Origin of the sequence: Microbispora catharanthi, from assembly GCF_006334915.2 — a bacterium.
Lineage (GTDB): Bacteria > Actinomycetota > Actinomycetes > Streptosporangiales > Streptosporangiaceae > Microbispora > Microbispora catharanthi.
The window spans coordinates 351,322-367,808 of the sequence record NZ_VDMA02000007.1 but is presented as its reverse complement, the minus strand read 5'-3'; the positions used below and the strand labels follow the sequence as shown (position 1 = coordinate 367,808).

General features: G+C 73.4%; 17 protein-coding genes. 15 read left to right on the top strand and 2 right to left on the bottom strand.

What is annotated here, in order from left to right; translation table 11 throughout:
- The first annotated feature begins 1 nt into the window (after nucleotide 1).
- A complete protein-coding gene (locus tag FH610_RS16375; RefSeq protein WP_139575303.1) occupies nucleotides 2–604 on the top strand; it encodes a TetR/AcrR family transcriptional regulator in 603 nt (200 codons plus the stop codon).
- A gap of 6 nt (nucleotides 605–610) precedes the next feature.
- On the opposite strand, the gene FH610_RS16370 is transcribed toward FH610_RS16375, so the two are convergent.
- Nucleotides 611–1,486, bottom strand: a complete 876-nt coding sequence (locus tag FH610_RS16370; protein WP_183536721.1) for a sirohydrochlorin chelatase — start codon at nucleotides 1,484–1,486, stop codon at nucleotides 611–613.
- Between the two features lie 213 nt (nucleotides 1,487–1,699).
- Here FH610_RS16370 and FH610_RS16365 point away from each other — a divergent pair, with 213 nt between their 5' ends.
- The 11 genes from FH610_RS16365 (at nucleotide 1,700) to FH610_RS16315 (ending at nucleotide 13,428) form a co-directional block, all read left to right on the top strand.
- The gene (locus FH610_RS16365; protein WP_139575302.1) at nucleotides 1,700–2,743 is read left to right on the top strand and encodes a LacI family DNA-binding transcriptional regulator; all 1,044 of its coding nucleotides are present in this window, start codon (nucleotides 1,700–1,702) and stop codon (nucleotides 2,741–2,743) included.
- Nucleotides 2,740–3,645 carry a carbohydrate ABC transporter permease gene (locus FH610_RS16360; protein ID WP_139575301.1) on the top strand — a complete coding sequence of 302 codons (906 nt, stop codon included), beginning with the start codon at nucleotides 2,740–2,742 and terminating at the stop codon, nucleotides 3,643–3,645. The genes FH610_RS16365 and FH610_RS16360 overlap by 4 nt, the downstream gene beginning before the upstream one ends.
- A gap of 1 nt (nucleotide 3,646) precedes the next feature.
- Nucleotides 3,647–4,465 carry a carbohydrate ABC transporter permease gene (locus FH610_RS16355; RefSeq protein ID WP_139575300.1) on the top strand — a complete coding sequence of 273 codons (819 nt, stop codon included), beginning with the start codon at nucleotides 3,647–3,649 and terminating at the stop codon, nucleotides 4,463–4,465.
- A 32-nt stretch (nucleotides 4,466–4,497) separates the two neighbouring features.
- Nucleotides 4,498–5,814 (top strand): ABC transporter substrate-binding protein, encoded by a 1,317-nt coding sequence (locus FH610_RS16350; protein WP_139575299.1) that lies wholly within the window; start codon nucleotides 4,498–4,500, stop codon nucleotides 5,812–5,814.
- Nucleotides 5,811–6,821 carry an ADP-ribosylglycohydrolase family protein gene (locus FH610_RS16345; RefSeq protein WP_139575298.1) on the top strand — a complete coding sequence of 337 codons (1,011 nt, stop codon included), beginning with the start codon at nucleotides 5,811–5,813 and terminating at the stop codon, nucleotides 6,819–6,821. Before FH610_RS16350 ends, FH610_RS16345 begins: the two co-directional genes overlap by 4 nt.
- A 6-nt stretch (nucleotides 6,822–6,827) precedes the next feature.
- A complete protein-coding gene (locus FH610_RS16340) occupies nucleotides 6,828–7,868 on the top strand; it encodes an ADP-ribosylglycohydrolase family protein (protein WP_139575297.1) in 1,041 nt (346 codons plus the stop codon).
- Between the two features lie 40 nt (nucleotides 7,869–7,908).
- A complete protein-coding gene (locus FH610_RS16335) occupies nucleotides 7,909–9,093 on the top strand; it encodes an ADP-ribosylglycohydrolase family protein (protein WP_139575296.1) in 1,185 nt (394 codons plus the stop codon).
- Complete coding sequence (locus FH610_RS16330) at nucleotides 9,090–10,442, top strand: ADP-ribosylglycohydrolase family protein (protein WP_139575295.1); 1,353 nt, start codon at nucleotides 9,090–9,092, stop codon at nucleotides 10,440–10,442. Before FH610_RS16335 ends, FH610_RS16330 begins: the two co-directional genes overlap by 4 nt.
- Nucleotides 10,439–11,320, top strand: coding sequence for a ribokinase (locus tag FH610_RS16325; RefSeq protein ID WP_139575294.1), 882 nt, complete (start codon nucleotides 10,439–10,441; stop codon nucleotides 11,318–11,320). Before FH610_RS16330 ends, FH610_RS16325 begins: the two co-directional genes overlap by 4 nt.
- Nucleotides 11,317–12,516, top strand: a complete 1,200-nt coding sequence (locus FH610_RS16320; protein WP_139575293.1) for a CaiB/BaiF CoA transferase family protein — start codon at nucleotides 11,317–11,319, stop codon at nucleotides 12,514–12,516. Before FH610_RS16325 ends, FH610_RS16320 begins: the two co-directional genes overlap by 4 nt.
- A 132-nt stretch (nucleotides 12,517–12,648) precedes the next feature.
- Complete coding sequence (locus FH610_RS16315; protein ID WP_240808999.1) at nucleotides 12,649–13,428, top strand: HpcH/HpaI aldolase/citrate lyase family protein; 780 nt, start codon at nucleotides 12,649–12,651, stop codon at nucleotides 13,426–13,428.
- Between the two features lie 6 nt (nucleotides 13,429–13,434).
- Here FH610_RS16315 and FH610_RS16310 read toward each other — a convergent pair whose 3' ends face one another.
- A complete protein-coding gene (locus FH610_RS16310) occupies nucleotides 13,435–14,163 on the bottom strand; it encodes a class I SAM-dependent methyltransferase (protein ID WP_139575291.1) in 729 nt (242 codons plus the stop codon).
- Nucleotides 14,164–14,322: 159 nt separating this feature from the next.
- Here FH610_RS16310 and FH610_RS16305 point away from each other — a divergent pair, with 159 nt between their 5' ends.
- The 3 genes from FH610_RS16305 to FH610_RS16295 all read left to right on the top strand — a co-directional run bounded on the left by FH610_RS16305 (nucleotide 14,323) and on the right by FH610_RS16295 (nucleotide 16,473).
- Nucleotides 14,323–14,808: an RICIN domain-containing protein gene (locus FH610_RS16305; protein WP_139575290.1), complete on the top strand. Its 486-nt coding sequence runs from the start codon at nucleotides 14,323–14,325 to the stop codon at nucleotides 14,806–14,808.
- Nucleotides 14,809–15,034: 226 nt separating this feature from the next.
- On the top strand, nucleotides 15,035–15,373 hold the full coding sequence (locus tag FH610_RS16300; RefSeq protein WP_139575289.1) for a hypothetical protein: 339 nt from the start codon (nucleotides 15,035–15,037) through the stop codon (nucleotides 15,371–15,373).
- Nucleotides 15,370–16,473: a right-handed parallel beta-helix repeat-containing protein gene (locus FH610_RS16295; RefSeq protein ID WP_139575288.1), complete on the top strand. Its 1,104-nt coding sequence runs from the start codon at nucleotides 15,370–15,372 to the stop codon at nucleotides 16,471–16,473. Before FH610_RS16300 ends, FH610_RS16295 begins: the two co-directional genes overlap by 4 nt.
- Nucleotides 16,474–16,487: the final 14 nt, after the last annotated feature.

Here is a 16,487-nt window from a genome sequence, read left to right as displayed (position 1 = left end):
CATGAGAAGCCCTGGGACCCGTCAGGTGGCCACCGAGGCGCGCAGAGCTCAGATCGCCTCGGCCGCGATCGCCGTGCTCGCCGAGCGCGGCTACGCGGAGACCACGTTCGAGGCCATCTGCGAGCATGCCGGGCTCAGCAGCAAGAGACTGATCACCTATCACTTCTCCAGCAAGGACCGGCTGTTCGAGGCCGTCGTCCAGCAGGTCGTCGCCGACGCCGCGGCCTTCATGCGCCCGGCGCTGCAGGCCGCGCACGGAGCCCGCGCTCAACTGGAGGCGTTCATCAGGTCGAACATCGCCTTCGTCGCCCGCCATCCCGGACATGTGCGCGCGGTGCAGCAGATCGCCTTCAACCAGGCCCCCGTCGGAGGCCCGGAACGGGACGCCGCGATCGCCAGGCTTGTGGCCCTGTTCGCGGACGGGCAGCGTACGGGGGCCTTCCGGACCTTCGACTGCACGGTGATGGGAGCGGCGCTGCGCGCGTCCGTCGACACGATGGCCGAGCGGGTCGTCGACGGTCTCGATCCCGACGTCTGCGCGGACGAACTCGTCGAACTGTTCGACCGCGCGACCCGCGCCGAGCCGTCCGCCGGCGCGGGGTGACCGGCGTCAGTCGGACAGGTCGTCGAAGCCGTCGAAGCCGCCGAAGGCGGCGCCGTACCGCACGCACACCATGCGGGCCACGGACTCGTGCGCGCCGAGGGGATCGGCGCACCCGGCGCCGATCGACTCGGCGGCCGTCGTGATCCGCGCGAGGTCGGCCTCGGGGCCGATGACGTACGGCACCATGGCCAGCCGGTTGGCGCCGATGTTGCGCAGGCGCTCGGCGGCGTCGCGCACGCTCGGCTGGCCGTCCAGCGCGGCGGGGACGACGGGGAGCGTCAGGCGGGCGGCCAGCAGGACGGCCGTCGCGTCGGCGCCGCGGGCGGCCTCGTCGCCTCCGGCGGTCGCGACGATGATCCCGTCGACCGGCGACGAGACGTTGAACAGGCGCATCCGGTCGGCGCGGGCCAGGCCCGCCTCGGCCAGGCGGACGTGCAGGGCCTCGGCGAGCAGCGGATGCGGGCCGAGCGGCTCGGTGATCCGCACCGCGGCCTCGCTCTGCGTCACGGCGTCCCGCACGGCGCGCAGCACGCGCGGATGGGGCCCGGTGACGAGCGGGACGACCACCGCGGCCGGTCCGTCCGCGGGCCGCTGGGCGGCGATGGACGCGAACTCCTTGGTGAGGTCGGCGCCGCCGTCGGCCAGCGAGACGATGCGAAGGTCGATCTGCGGGTTGTCGAGCCTGACGATGGAGGCGACCTCCATGGCCACGTCACCGCTCGGGCCCACCGGATCCCCGGCCTTGCCCGGCACCGCCAGGACCAGGGCGGGCGCGTCGGGCGGCAGGTCGGCGGGGAGCGGCCGTCGGTGGCGGCCGGTTCCGGGCCGAGGAGAGCGCTCTCTGGTGGGGAGCTTCGGCGGGTCCTCGTGACCTTCGTTCACACCGGCGGATTCTAGGGCGAATCTGGTCGAAGAGCAGAACCAACGCGCGGCTTGTTGCGGCTTGGTGATCTAGGCGGTTTACGTGTTCGTTACTTGACGCTCCTCAAGAGACCCGGTTTGATATGGACTCATCCGGCCGTAAACGTTTACAGATCGCCGTGCGTTACCGGCCGGTAAACGATTACAGGACACTCTCTTCCAAGTGAGGTGCCGTTGACCGAGGGTCCCACGATCACCACGATCGCGCAACGCGCCGGTGTGTCGATCGCCTCGGTGTCACGGGTGCTCAACGGGCTTCCGACGCGCGAGGACACCGTGCGGCGCGTCATGCGCGCGGCCGACGAACTCGGCTACGTCCCCAACTCGGTGGCCCGCTCGCTCCGCAACCGCCGCACCGACCAGATCGCCTTCGCGATGGCCGACATCGGCAACCCGGTCTACGTGGCGATGGTGCGCGAGATCCAGCCGCTGCTGAAGGAGGCCGGCTACCGGCTCCTGATCCACTCCACCGACGGCCAGGCCGAGGACGAGCTCGGCGTGCTGCGCGGTCTGCGCGAGCGCTACGTGGACGGCCTCATCATCAGCCCGTTGCGCGGCGTCACCGAGGAGCACGTCGAGGCCATCGTCGCCGCGCGCGCCCCCGTCGTCGTCATCGGCTCGCTGCCCGAGGACATGCCCGAGGGCGCGCTGGTGGACAACGTCCGGACCGACTCCAGGACCGGCGTACGGCTCGCGCTGGAACACCTGCACGCCATCGGCAGGCGGCGCATCGGCTTCCTCAACGGCCCGCTCGACACCGTTCCCGGCGCCGCCCGCGCCGCCGCGTACCGGGAGGCACTGGAGGCGCTGGGCCTGCCGTACGACGAGGACCTCGTCGAGGTGGGCGACTTCTACCGCGACAGCGGCGCGCGCGCCGCGCGGGCGCTGCTGTCGCGCGTGCCCGGCGTGGACGCGCTGATGTGCGCCAACGACCTCATCGCGCTCGGCGCGCTCGACGTGCTGCGCGAGCAGGGCAGGGACGTCCCCGGCGACGTGGCGGTGGTCGGCATGGACGACACCGACCTCGCCTCGGTGACCTGGCCGACGCTCACCAGCGTCTCGCTCGGGTCGGCCGAGCGTGGCCGGGCGGCGGCCGGGCTGCTGCTCGACCGGCTGCAGAACGGCCCGCGCGAGCCGCGGGTGGCGGTCGTGCGGCCGAGCCTCACGATCCGCGGCTCGACCACTCTTCCCGGGACATCGCCGGGAGGTGCCCGGTGACCGCGCTCGCCGAGCGGCCGTACGGCCGCGCCGGAGGCGGGTCGCGGCGCGGGCCGCGGTCCGGGAGCGGCTTCGCGCTGCTGCTCCCCGCGCTCGTGCCGGTGCTGGTCTTCAGCGTGGGCCCGCTGGTCTACGGCATCCTGCTGGCCTTCACCGACGCGCGGTCCGGCCGCAACACCGAGACCTCGTTCGTGGGCCTGGAGAACTTCGCCGAGCTGCTGTCGGACGGCGACTTCTGGGAGTCGTTCCGGATCGGCATGATCTGGGGCCTGTCGGTGACCGTGCTGCAGTTCCTCGCCTCGCTGGGGCTCGCGCTGCTGCTGAACCAGGACCTGCGCCTGCGCGGCGTCGCCCGGGTGCTGGCGGTCGTGCCGTGGGCCATGCCGCCCGTGGTGGTCGGCCTGATGTGGCGGCTGGTCTATCACCCGGACGCGGGGCTGCTCAACGGCCTGTTCGGCTCGGACGTCGACTGGCTGCACGACTTCTCCCTCGCGCTGCCCGCGGTCATCGTCGTCGGAGTCTGGACCGGCATGCCGCAGACCACGGTCGTGCTGCTCGCCGGCCTGCAGAACGTGCCGAGGGAGCTGTACGAGGCGGTCAGCGTGGACGGCGCGGGCCCCTGGCGGCGGTTCTGGAACGTCACGCTGCCGCAGCTGCGGCCCGTCATCGTGGCCATCACCTCGCTCGACTTCGTGTGGAACATCAACCAGTTCAGCCTGGTCTACGTGCTCACCCAGGGCGGGCCGGGCGGGCGGACGAGGCTGCCCATGCTGTTCGCGTACGAGGAGGCGTTCCGGTACGGCTTCTTCGGGTACGCCGCGACGCTCGGCGTGGCGATCACGATCGTCGTGCTGGTCGTGCTGGGCCTGTACCTGTGGCGGCAGGCGCGGGAGGGAGACTGACATGACCCGCGCGCTGAAGTATCTCGCCCTGCTGGGATACGTCGTGTTCCTGGCGTTCCCGCTGCTGTGGCTGCTGTCCACGGCGCTGAAGACGCCGCAGGAGATGGCCGCCCTCGATCCCACGTGGATCCCGCGCCGGCCCACGCTGGCCAACTTCGCCGACGCCTTCGCGGAGCAGGACCTGATCGGCGCCGGGCTGCGCAGCCTCGTCGTCGCGGTCGCCACCGCCCTGATCACGGTGGCGCTCGCGCTGCCGGCGGCGTACGCGCTGGCCCGGTTCCGCGGCGTGGCCGGGAAGATCGCGATCGGCTGGGTGCTGGTCAGCCAGGTCTTCCCGGTCGTCTTGATCATCATTCCGCTGTTCATGGTGCTGCGGCGGCTGGAACTGGTGAACACCCTCGCCGGGCTCACGATCGTGCACGTCACGTTCGTGATGCCGTTCGCGCTGTGGATGCTGCGCGGATACGTGCGGGCGGTGCCGCGCGAGCTGGAGGAGGCGGCGGCCGTGGACGGCGCGGGGCGGCTGCGCGCGCTGGCCGCCGTCGTCGCGCCGCTGCTCGCGCCCGGCGTGGTCGCGACACTGCTGTTCAGCTTCATCTCGTCCTGGAACGAGTTCATGTTCGCCCTCGTGATCCTCAAGGATCCCGAGGTGGAGACCCTTCCGCTGACGCTGGTGCGCTTCGTCGGCCCGGAGGGGGTCGCCCGGCTCGGCCCACTGGCGGCGGCGTCGCTGCTCGCGACCGTGCCGAGCCTCGTCTTCTTCGCCATCATCCAGCGGCGCCTGCGGTCCGGCCTGATGGCCGGGGCCGTCAAGGGCTGACCCGCATGGCGACACCTGATAGGAGGGTCTCGATGAAGAGATTGAGTGCCGCGCTGGCTGTGGCGGCGGTCGCGCTCGCCGCCGGATGCGGGAGCGGCGGAGGTGACGGCGGCGGCGACGCCGCGCCAGGGCAGAACGGGGAGCCGGTGAAGCTGCGCTTCCTCAGCCTGGCCTGGCAGAAGGAGTCGATCGAGGCCAACAAGCAGATCGTCGCCGATTGGAACACGGCCAACCCGAAGATCCAGGTCGAGTACGTCCAGGGGAGCTGGGACAACGTCAACGACCAGCTCGTGACGTCGTTCGAGGCGGGCGACCCGCCGGACGTCATCCACGACGACTCCCCGGCGCTGTCGAGCTTCGCCTCGCGGGGCTTCCTGCTCGACCTCACCGGCAAGGTCCCCGCCGAGCTGAAGAGCGACATCCCGCAGGCCGCGTGGGACACGGTCACCTTCTCGGACGGCAAGAGCGGCCAGGGCGTGTACGGCGTGCCGTTCCTGCAGGAGTCGCAGGTGCTCATCGCCAACAAGAAGCTGCTCGACGGCGCCGGCGTGCGCGTGCCCACCCCGGAGTCCCCCTGGACGTGGGACGAGTTCGCCGACGTGGCCAAGAAGCTCACCAAGAAGGGCGCGTACGGCGTGGCCTGGCCGATGAAGTCGCCGGTCAACAAGGTGCTGAACCTGGCGCTCAACTTCGGCGGCACCTTCTTCGACACGCAGAACGGCAAGACCACGGTGAAGGTCGGGCCGCAGGAGCGCGAGGTGCTCCAGCGCATCCACGACCAGCTCTACACCGACAAGTCGGCCGACCCGTCCGCGCTCGGCATGGGCACCGCCGACCCGCTGCCGGGCTTCTTCGCCGGCAAGTACGCGATCGTCCCGGCCGGGGTCTATCTGCGCCAGCAGGTCGCCGAGCAGGCGCCCAGCGGGTTCGAGTGGGTCACGCTGCCCCCGCTGAAGGGACAGACCTCCCAGCAGGGCGCGGTCTCCCAGACGCTGTCGGTCGCGGCCGACAGCAAGCATCCCGACGAGGCGCTGAAGTTCATCGCCTACTTCCTGAACGGGCCGAACCAGGCGAAACTGGCCAAGGGTGACTGGCTGCTGCCCACCAGCACGACCGCCGCGAAGGACCCCGCGCTCACCACGAAGGAGAACGGGTGGGACGTCGCCACCGCCTCGGCGAAGGACCTCGTCGTCGCGCCGTTCCTCAAGGTGAACGGGTTCGACGAGTGGAAGAGCAAGGTGGCCACGCCGGCGATGCAGGAGTACTTCGCCGACAAGATCAGCCTGGACGAGCTGGCCAACCGGCTCGTCGAGGAGGGGAACAAGGTGCTGGAGCGGTACAGCCGTTGATCTCCGTACGCGACCGCGCCCGGGGCTGCCTGCTCGGCCTGGCCGCCGGCGACGCCCTGGGCGCCCCCGCGGAGAACCTCGCTCCGGAGGAGATCGCCGCCCGGTGGGGCGTGCTCACCGAGATCGAGCGCGGCGGCACCGACGACACCGAGTACACGATCTTCGCCGCCACCGTGCTGCTGCGCCACGGCCACGCGCTCACCTCCGAGGACGTGGCCCGGGCCTGGCGCGAGGAGATCGTGGCGCGGCTCGACGGGCCGATGCGCGGCGCCGGGTTCTCCGAGCTCGGCACCGTCGAGGCCCTGCGCCGCGGGCTGGAGCCGCCGCTGACCGGCCGGTGGCACGCCCACGGCTGGTCCGACGGCCTGGCCATGCGGGCCGCGCCGTACGGGATCTTCGCGGCGGGCGACCCGGACGAGGCGGCACGGCTGGCGGAGACCGACGGGCGGGTGAGCCACACCGGCGAGGGGATACTCGGCGGCCGGGCGGTGGCCGCGGCGGTCGCGGTCGCGATGACCGGCGCCCCGCCCGGCGAGGTGGCCGGGGCGGCGCTGCGGGCGGTCCCGGAGGACTCCTGGACGGCCCGCAACCTCCGCGCCGCGCTCGAGATCGCCGCCCGCACGCCCCGCCCCCTCCTCGGACGTGCCCTGCACGACCCGCTGGGGCGTGCGCTGCACGGTTCCTTTGCGCGTGCGCTGCACGACACGGTCGTGGTCAAGCACTACCCGTGGACGGACCTGGCGCCCGAGGCGGTCGCCCTCGCGTTCGCCGCCTACGTGGCGGGCGGCGGGGAGGTCGAGGCGTCGGTCGTCACGGCGGCCAACCTCGGCAGGGACGCCGACACCACCGCCGCCATCGCCGGGGCTCTCGCGGGGGCGGGCCGGGGCGAGGCGGCGGTGCCCGCGCGCTGGGCCGAGCGCATCGGCCCCGTGGCGGGCCGGTGCCTGCCCGTGGTCGCCGGACGGGACGTCCGCGACGTCGCCGACGAGATCGTGAAAGGACTGTAGGACCACATGCCATCGGGGGACAGGCGGGACGGGCGGGACAGGCTCGATCGTGTGCGGGGGGCCTTCGCCGGTCTCGCGGCCGGCGACGCGGCCGGGTGGCCGGCCGCCCGGCACCGGTCCTCGCTGCTGGCCGGCTGGAGCAGGCGGCTGCACCGGGAACTCGACGCGTTCGCCGAGGAGCACCAGGTCACCACGCTGCCGGTGCCGTTCGCGCTGAACCAGCCGGTGGCGCCGCTGGCGGCCGGCCCGTCTGACGACGCCGAATGGCTGGCCTGGACGGCCCTGACCATCCGGCAGGACCGGGCGGAGGCGTTCGGCCGCCTCGCGGGCCGCGACGACGTCCGGGCGCGCATCTCGGTGTGGGCGGCGCTCGACAACCTGGCGGCGGGCAAGCGTCCGCCCGCCAGCGGGCATGACAACCCCCACCACTTCGACGACGCCGCGGCCGTGCGGGCCGTCGCCTTCGGCGCGGCCGGGCTGGACCCGCTGGAGGACGCGTGCGTCACCAACGCGGAGGACGGCGTGCTCGGCGCGGTCGCGATGGCCCGTGCGGTGGCGGCGCTGACGGAGGGCGCCGCGATGGCCGACGCGGTGGAGGCGGCGCTCGGCGCGCTGCCGCAGGACACGGCCATCGGCCACGCGGCGCGCGAGGCGCTCACGGCGGCGCGGGCGGCGGGCTCGCCCTTCGCCGCCGTCCCGGCGCTGGACGCCGCCGTGCTCGACCACGTCTACAGCTACGGCGTGGCCGCCGCGCAGACGGTGCCGATCGCGCTGGCCCTCGCGGACGCCGCCGTCTCCTCTAACGGTCGGACGCCCGGTGTGGAGGAGTTCGGCGCGGAGGCGTTCGGCGCGGGCGTCTCGGCCGCGGCCTGCCTCGCGCCGGTGGCCGACTCCGCGCCGGCGCTCACGGGCGCGCTGCTCGGCTGCGCCGCGGGGTACGACGCGCTGCCCGCCGCCTGGCGCGAGCGGGTCCGCACCCTGGCCGGTTGCTGCCTGCCGGAGCTCGCGGGAACCGACCTGCTGGACATCGCCGGGCGACTCGCATGACGCCCGTCACATCACGCGTACGGACAAGGGAGAGGACTGGATGACGCCGCAGGAGGACCCGCCGGTCGATGTGCTGGCCGACAAGGCGGTCGGATGTGTGGCGGGCGCCGCGGTGGGCGACGCGCTCGGCGGAGCCACCGAGGGATGGACGCCCGAGCAGATCCAGGAGCGCTACGGGGGTCGCGTCCGCGGCGTCGTCCCTCCCTTCAACGAGGACTGGCGCAACGCGCGCCCGATCGCGCCCTACCACAAGGGGGACGGCCACGTCACCGACGACACGTTGATGACGCACGCCCTCATCCGGGTGTACGAGCGGGTCGGCGGCCACCTCGACGCCTACGCCGCCGCCGAGCACCTGGTAGCCGAGATGATGGGGGAGAAGCGGTGGATCCCCGAGCTGGAGGCCGAGGCGCTGCCGCTCCACCGGGTGTTCCTCGCCGAGAAGTGGCTCGTGCTGCGGCTGCACTACGGCCACGCCGACCCCCGCGAGGCGGGCGTGGGGAACATCGTCAACTGTGGCGCCGCGATGTACATGGCCCCGGTCGGCGTCGTCAACGCCGGCGACCCCGACGGCGCGTACGCAGAGGCGATCGACCTGGCCGGGGCGCACCAGTCGAGCTACGGCCGCGAGGCGGCGGGGGTGCTCGCGGCGGCGGTCGCCGAGGCGATGCGGCCGGGGGCGACGCCCGACTCGGTCGTCGCCACCTGCCTGCGGCTCGCCCGCGACGGCACCCGGGCCGCCATCGACGCGGTCTGTTCGGCCGCCCGGGGCCTCGGCCACTGGGACGGCTCGTTCGAGGCCCTGCGGGCGGCGATCCGGCCGTACGACACGGTGGCCGACACCTACCGCGACCAGGGTCTCGGGGCGCGGCGGCCGAGCCGGGTGCACAGCATCGAGGAACTGCCGCTCGCGCTCGCGTTCCTGGTCATGGCCAAGGGCGACTACCGCGAGACCGTGCTCGGCGGCGTCAACTACGGGCGCGACGCCGACTCGATCGCCTCGATGGGCGGCGCCGTCGCCGGGGCGCTCGGCGGGCGGGCCGCCGTCCCCGCCGACTGGCTGGAGCAGGTGGCGACGGCCAGCCGTACGGACCTGGCCGGGCCGGGGCTGACGCTCGCGGCCGTGGCACGGCGGGTCCACCGGGCCGACCGGGAGCGCCGCCGCGCGCACGAGGCCGCCTTCGACGCCCTGCTCGCGCCGCGCGGGGAGGGGGACGCGCGATGATCCGGCTGACGTGGGTGCAGCCGGAGGACCTCGTCGGCCACGAGCTGCGGCAGGCGGCCGAGGACGGACGCGGGGCGCTCCCGGAGGTGGCGGCCATCGGCGACCGCTGGCACGCCGCCGGGGGACACGACGCGCCGCCCCGGGCGGGCGCCTCCCCGGGGCCCGCCCCCGAACAGCTGCGCGCCCTGGCCGGGGAACTGCTCGACGAACTCGCGGCGATCCCCTCGCCGCTGCCCGAGCCCTCGGAGCTCGCGGAGATCGTCGCCGGCTGCCCGGACTGGCCCGCCTTCCGCCCGCGGGTCCGTCCGGAGCCCGGCCGCGTACGCGGAGCGTGGTGGGGCCGGGCGGCCGGCTGCCTCCTGGGCAAGCCGGTGGAGAAGATCCCCCGCGAGGGGATCAGGGCCATCGCCGAGGCGACCGGCAACTGGCCGATCCGCGGCTGGTTCACCGCGAAGGGGCTGCCGCCGGAGATCGCGGAGCGGTGGCCGTGGAACCGCCGCAGCGCGGCCACCAGCCTCGCCGAGAACATCGACGGCGTGCCCGAGGACGACGACCTCAACTACGCGCTGCTCGCGCTCGCCGTGCTCGAACGGCACGGCCGGGACTTCACGACCGAGGACGTCGCGCGGACCTGGCTCGACGCGCTGCCCGCCGGGCGGGTCTTCACCGCCGAGCGGGCGGCGTACCGCAACCTGCTCATGGGTCTCGAACCCCCCGCGACCGCCGTCCATCGCAACCCGTTCCGCGAGTGGATCGGCGCGCTGATCAGGGCCGACGTGTACGGCTGGGCCAATCCGGGCGACCCGGCGACGGCCGCGTCCTGGGCGTGGCGGGACGCCCGGCTCAGCCACACGGCCAACGGAATCTACGGCGCGATGTTCGCCGCCGCCATGTGCGCGCAGGCGCTCGTGGCCGGGGACGTGGGCGAGGTGATCGAGGCCGGGCTGTCGGTCGTGCCGCCCGGCTCGCGCCTGGCCGAAGCCGTACGGCAGGCCGTCGCGGACGCCGCGGCGGAGCCGGACTTCGAGCGGGTCGCCGACCGGCTGTACGCGCGGCACGGGCACCTCCACTGGGTGCACACGATCAACAACGCGGCGCTGCTGGCGGCGGCCCTCGTCCACGGCGCCGGGGACTTCGCCGCGACCGTCGGCGCTGCCGTGGCCGGAGGCTGGGACACCGACTCGGCCGCCGCCACGGCCGGGTCGATCGCCGGGGCGCTGGCGGGCGGCGTCCCCGAGCGGTGGACGACCCGGGACCGGCTGGCCAGCAGCCTGCCCGGCTTCGACGGCGTCTCCATCGAGTCGCTCGCCGCCCGCACGCTCGCGCTCGGTGAGGGGGACCGACGGTGATCTCGGTGTTCGGCAGCGCCAACATGGACCTGGTGGCGTACGTCGCCCAGGCTCCCAAGCCGGGGGAGACCCTCACGGGCCGGGAGTTCCGCACGATTCCCGGTGGCAAGGGGGCCAACCAGGCGATCGCCGCGGCCCGCGCGGGGGCCGACGTGGCCTTCCTCGGGGCGGTGGGGGACGACGCGTTCGGGCCGGTGCTGCGCGCCGCGCTCGCCGAGGCGGGCGTGGAGGTGGCCGCGCTGCGGGTCGTGCCCGGCCCTTCGGGCGTCGCCCACATCGTCGTGCAGGACGGCGGCGACAACTCGATCATCGTGGTGCCCGGTGCGAACGGCGCGGTCACCGGGCCCGTCGGGCGGGACGCGGAGATCATCGGCCGGTCCGACGCGCTGCTGCTGCAACTGGAGCTGCCGATGGACGCCGTGGTCGCCGCGGCACAGGTTCCCGGCACCGAGGTGATCCTGACCCCGGCCCCGGCGGTGCCGCTGCCCGCCGAACTGCTGGAGACCGTCGACCTCCTCGTGCCCAACGAGCACGAGGCGGCGGCCCTCACCGGCCGCGACGATCCCCGGGACGCGCTGGAGGCGCTGCTCGACCTCGTCCCCGAGGCCGTCGTCACCCTGGGCGCCCGGGGCGCCCTCTACGGCTCGCGCGACGGCACCCGCCTGCGCGAGGCCGCCGTGCCGGTGCGGGCAGTGGACACCACGGCGGCGGGGGACACCTTCGCGGGGGCGCTGGCCGTGGCCAGGACCGAGGGGGCCGACCCGGCGCGGGCGCTGCGCTTCGCCTCGGCCGCGGCGGCGCTGTCGGTGCAGCGGGAGGGCGCCAGCACCTCCATGCCGCACCGCCACGAGATCGACCGCCTTCTGGAGGGACTGTGACCGCGGAGGGCGAGGGGACCACGGAGGGCGGGCGGAAAGGGCCGCTCGACGGCGTACGGGTGATCGACGCCGCGACGCTGTTCGCCGGGCCGACCGCGGCGATGCTGCTCGGCGACTACGGCGCGGACGTCGTCAAGGTGGAGCACCCGCGCAGGCCGGACCCCTCACGCGGGCACGGGCCCGAAGGGCTCTGGTGGAAGATGCTCGGTCGCAACAAGCGGACGATGACGCTCGACCTGTCCACCGAGGAGGGCCAGGACCTGATGGTCCGGCTCGTCGAGGACGCCGACGTGCTCATCGAGAACTTCCGCCCCGGCACGCTGGAGCGCTGGAATCTGTCCTGGGACCGGCTCAGCGAGGTCAACCCCGACCTGGTGCTGGCCCGGGTGACCGGGTTCGGCCAGTTCGGCCCGTACGCGAGGCGGCCCGGCTTCGGCACCCTCGCCGAGGCGATGAGCGGGTTCGCCGCGATGACGGGGGAGCCCGGTGGGCCGCCCACGCTGCCGCCGTTCGGGCTCGCGGACGGCATCTGCGCGCTGGCCACCGCGTTCGCCGTGATGACGGCCCTGCGGTCGGGACGCGGGCAAATCGTCGACCTGTCGATCATCGAGCCGATCCTGACCGTGCTCGGCGCCCAGCCGACCATCTACGACCGGCTCGGCGTCGTGCCCCCGCGTACGGGCAACCGCTCGGTCAACAACGCGCCGCGCAACACCTACAGGTGCCGCGACGGCTCCTGGGTCGCGGTCTCCACCTCGGCGCAGAGCATCGCGGAACGGGTGATGCGCCTGGTCGGGCGGCCCGACCTGGTGGACGAGCCGTGGTTCGCCACCGGCGCGGGCCGGGTGGCGCACGCGGACGAGCTCGACGCGGCCGTGGCGGAGTGGGTCGGCGAGCGGACCCGGGAGGAGGTGCTGCGGGCGTTCGAGGAGGCGGAGGCCGCGGTGGCGCCGATCTACGACGTGCGCGACGTGCTGGCCGACCCGCAGCTGGGCGCGCTCGACGCCGTGACCACCGTGGAGGACCCCGAGCTGGGCCCGCTGCGGATGCAGAACGTGATGTTCCGGCTGTCGGAGACCCCGGGACGGATCCGGTGGACCGGCCGTCCGCACGGCGCCGACACCGACGAGATCCTGCACGGTCTCGGTCTGACCGGCGCGGAGATCGAGGCGCTGCGCACCAAGGGAGTCGTGTGACATGTCACAAGGTGATCCGGCATGAGCGGCGATCTTCCGGAAAGGGGCACGGAGGATTCGCGAGGAGTTGACGCTGTGCCTTCTTCCGTGCCTTCTTCTGGGCCTGCTGCCGCCCCCCTGACGTGGTTGTACGTGCCCGCCGACCGCCCGGACCGGATCGCCAAGGCCCTCGGCGGCGAGGCGGACATGGTGATCGTGGACCTGGAGGACGCGGTCGCCCCGGAGAACAAGGGCGTCGCCCGGGCCGGGGTCGTCGCCCTGCTGGCCACGCCGCAGCCGCGCGTGGAGGTTCGCGTCAACGACGTGCGCACGCCGTACGGCCAGGCCGACCTGCACGCGCTCGGAACGCTGCTGCACGGCAGCGGCGGCCTGCGCATCCCCAAGGTGGAGTCGGCCGACGAGGTTCGCTGGATCGCCGACGCGGTGCCGGGCGTGCCGTTGCGCCCGATCATCGAGTCGGCCCTCGGGCTGGAGCGCGCCTTCGAGATCGCCGCCGCCTCACCGGCCGTCGCCGGGATCGGCCTGGGCGAGGCCGACCTGCGCGCCGACCTCGGCGTGACCGACGAGTCGGGCCTGACCTGGGCGCGTTCCCGCATCGTGGTCGCGGCCCGGGCGGCGGGGCTGCCGGCCCCGGCCCAGTCCGTGTACACGAACGTCCGCGACCTCGACGGCCTGGCCGCCTCCTGCGCCGCGGGCCGCGCCATGGGCTTTCGCGGCCGGGCGGCCATCCACCCCATCCAGCTTCCGGTGATCGCGGCGGCCTACCGCCCGACCAGGGAGGAGATCGTGGCCGCCCTGGAGGTCGTCTCCGCCGCCGACCAGGGCGCGGTCGCCCTCGCCGACGGCCGCTTCGTCGACGAGGCCGTCGTCCGCCAGGCCCGCCGCCTCCTCACCGACGCCGGCGACCACTGAGGTGCTTCACGTCGTGCGCTGCGCGACGAACACGAACTCGAGACCCGGGCGATCGGGCGCGTCCCGCACCTCCAGCACGCGATAGCCGTTCGCGACCAGGCTCGTCTCCACCTCGTCCCGGTCCCGGAACCGGAGGGTCGAGTCCGACGTGACGACCGCGCCGTCCGCCAGGAACGTGTAGGTGTAGCGGAAGGACACCAACGGCGGGCTCACATCGGTGACCTCGAGACGCCGCGCCACGAGCCCGGCCTCCGGAAGGTCGAGGACGACCGGATCGGTGTCGGAGGCCCACTCCTCCCACGCCCGGCGTTCGGGGCGCCTGGTCTCGAACACGAGATGGCCCCGCGGGCGAAGCGCGCCATGGATGCCCCGGAGAGTCCGCGTCCAGTCGCCGTCGGTGAGGAAGACCTGCGCCACGTTCCCCGTCATCACGGCGAGGTCGGCGCCGAACGCCGGGACCCCGGTGGCATCGCCGTGGACCCAGGTGATCCTTCCGGTCCGATCCTTCGATCCGGCGATCCGCAGCGACGCCTCGGCGGGATCGACGCCCATGACCGTGCGTCCGCTGTCCGCCAGCAGAACCGACAGGCACCCCGTTCCGCAGCCGACGTCGAGCACGCGGTCCGCGCCCAGCTCGTCGGCGATGCCGAGATAGGCGTCCAGGTCGTCGCGGTCACCGTCGAAGGCGTCGTAGACGGCGGCCAGGCGAGGGTGGGCGAAGATCGGGTCAGGCATTGGACGACCATAACCCGGCCTTACGCCGACGTCGCGGCCGTAAGGACGGGCGTGCGGAGCCCGGGCCGTCTGACCGCGTGCCCCCATGACCCGATTGGGCTCTATGACAATCTCTGCTTAGATTGTCAAAACGTCAGATCGTGGAGAGGGTGCATTCGCATGAGAACCGCCAAGTGGCTCGCGGCCGTAGCGGCCGGAATGACCTTGACTGTGACGGCGGCTCCCGCGCAGGCCGCCCTGGCCCCGGGCCAGGTCGCGAGCTGGGCCACCGGCAAGTGCATGGCGATCGGGAACTCCAGCACGGCGAACGGGGCGGCCGTGATCCAGTGGGACTGCCTCACCAGCAGCCCCGGCCAGTTCTGGCATCTGCGGGTGGGCAGGATCCACTCCTACACCGTGGAGGTCGTGAACGACCACAGCGGCCTGTGCCTGGCCGTTGCCAACGGCAGCACGGACAACGGGGCCAAGCTGATCCAGTGGACCTGCAACGGACACGAGAGCCAGCAGTGGGAACGGCGCGACGAGACCTTCTTCAACAGCGGCAGCGGTAAGTGCGCCGCGCTCCCGAACAGCACCTCGGCCAACGGGGCACAGCTCATCCAGTGGACCTGCAACGACAGCTACGGCCAGATGTGGGATCTCTAGTGGTCGTACCGCAGGCCGTGCGTGAGGGCGACCTCGGTCAGGGCGGTGCGCGGATCGGTCAGCGGTTCCAGGACGGCGCAGTTCCCCGGGCGTAGTCCCAAGGGGCCGGGCCGCGGCGAACCGCTCGCCGCGGCCCGGCCGAGCTTCGTGAGCAGGAAGGTAAGACCAAATGATTAGGCAACCGATTCATCCGGCACCCAGCGCATCTGTCCGCGGGTTCGCGTCCGTGGCGGCGGTCGCGACGGCCGCCGCCTCCGGCTACTTCGCCGTGGGCGGCATCCTGACCCCCGGCGCCCTGGTGGCGGGCGGGGACGCCGCGGCGGCCCGCGTGTTCGCGGCCTACATGTCCGCACGCGGCGTCGTGCTCCTCGGCGCCCTGCTGCTGTGCACGGCCCTGCGCGCCTGGCGCGCGCTGGCCCTGGTTCTCGCGCTGAACGCGGCCGTCCAGGCGGTCGACGCCGTGATCGGGGTCGTCCGGCACGAGCCGGCCCAGGCGATCGGCCCCGCGTGCTTCGCCCTCGTCCTGGCCGCCGCGGCGGTGCTGCTGGGAAGGACTCGGCGATGATCGGACGACGGGCCTTCCTCGCCGGAGCGGCGGGCCTGCTGGCCTCGCGTGCCCGCACGTCGTCCGCCGCCCTGCCCGACTACGTGAGCGGCTCGGCCATCCAGGCGCTGCTCGACCAGGCCAGGGACGGCAGGGGCGCCAGGGACGCCGCCGGACGGTACGTCGCCAAGGTCCCCAAGGCCACATACCTGCTGACCAAGCCGCTGATCGTGTACGGGAACACGCACCTGGACGCGACCGACGCCAGGATCGTGGCCCGATTCCCCGCCGAGGGCGTCAAACACACCATGCTCCTCAACGCCGTCGGCGCCGCGACCGGCGGTTACGCCGGGGCGGGCAACATCGCCGTCACCGGCGGCAGCTGGGATCCGGTGTGGGACTTCGTCCAGCGCGACAGCCTGGATCAGGCGCCGGCCATGAACGGCATCACGATCATTCACTCCAGCGACGTGCTCATCCAGGGCGTGACCATGTGGAACGTCAAGTGGTGGCACGGCATCGAACTGAACGCGGTGCGCCGCGGCACCGTTCGCGACTGCGCGCTGAAGGGCTGGATCGCCGATCCAGGCCAGGGGCTGTGGCACGGCGAGGCCGTCCAGCTGGACCTTCCCGCTGAGGGCAACACCTGGGGCGGCTCCGACGACCTGACCCCGTGCCGCGACATCCTGCTGTCCGGCAACGTCTGCGACGCCTCCGGCTCCCAGGCTGGATGGGGCCAGTTCACCGGGTCGCACACCACCGACCCGGACCGCCCGCACTCCGGCATACGCATCGAGAACAACACCGTCCGCAACACCCGCTGGGACGGCATCGCCACGGTGAACGCCACCGGCGTGCGCATCGCGGGCAACAGGGTCGACGGCTGCGAGGGCGGCATCTACGTCAAATCGGTCGCCGGCGGGCCTCTGCGCGCCGTGGAGATCACCGGCAACCAGGTGACGAGCTGCGGTGTCCGGGACTGGCTGGCCGTACGGGCCGACGCCACCGGCCCGATCACCGACGTCGCGGTGACCGGCAACGTCGTCCCGTGTTCGAGGGTGCGCTACTACGGCTCGGTCACCCCCAGAACGGGCACGACCCTGGACTGCCCGCCCGCCTAGTTTGGGCTGCGCCG

Coding starts and splice junctions, on each gene's coding strand:
- FH610_RS16375 (WP_139575303.1), top strand. CDS start 2: ATGAGAAGCCCTGGGACCCGTCAGGTGGCCACCGAGGCGCGCAGAGCT.
- FH610_RS16355 (WP_139575300.1), top strand. CDS start 3,647: ATGACCCGCGCGCTGAAGTATCTCGCCCTGCTGGGATACGTCGTGTTC.
- FH610_RS16350 (WP_139575299.1), top strand. CDS start 4,498: ATGAAGAGATTGAGTGCCGCGCTGGCTGTGGCGGCGGTCGCGCTCGCC.
- FH610_RS16340 (WP_139575297.1), top strand. CDS start 6,828: ATGCCATCGGGGGACAGGCGGGACGGGCGGGACAGGCTCGATCGTGTG.
- FH610_RS16335 (WP_139575296.1), top strand. CDS start 7,909: ATGACGCCGCAGGAGGACCCGCCGGTCGATGTGCTGGCCGACAAGGCG.
- FH610_RS16330 (WP_139575295.1), top strand. CDS start 9,090: ATGATCCGGCTGACGTGGGTGCAGCCGGAGGACCTCGTCGGCCACGAG.
- FH610_RS16310 (WP_139575291.1), bottom strand. CDS start 14,163: ATGCCTGACCCGATCTTCGCCCACCCTCGCCTGGCCGCCGTCTACGAC.
- FH610_RS16305 (WP_139575290.1), top strand. CDS start 14,323: ATGAGAACCGCCAAGTGGCTCGCGGCCGTAGCGGCCGGAATGACCTTG.
- FH610_RS16295 (WP_139575288.1), top strand. CDS start 15,370: ATGATCGGACGACGGGCCTTCCTCGCCGGAGCGGCGGGCCTGCTGGCC.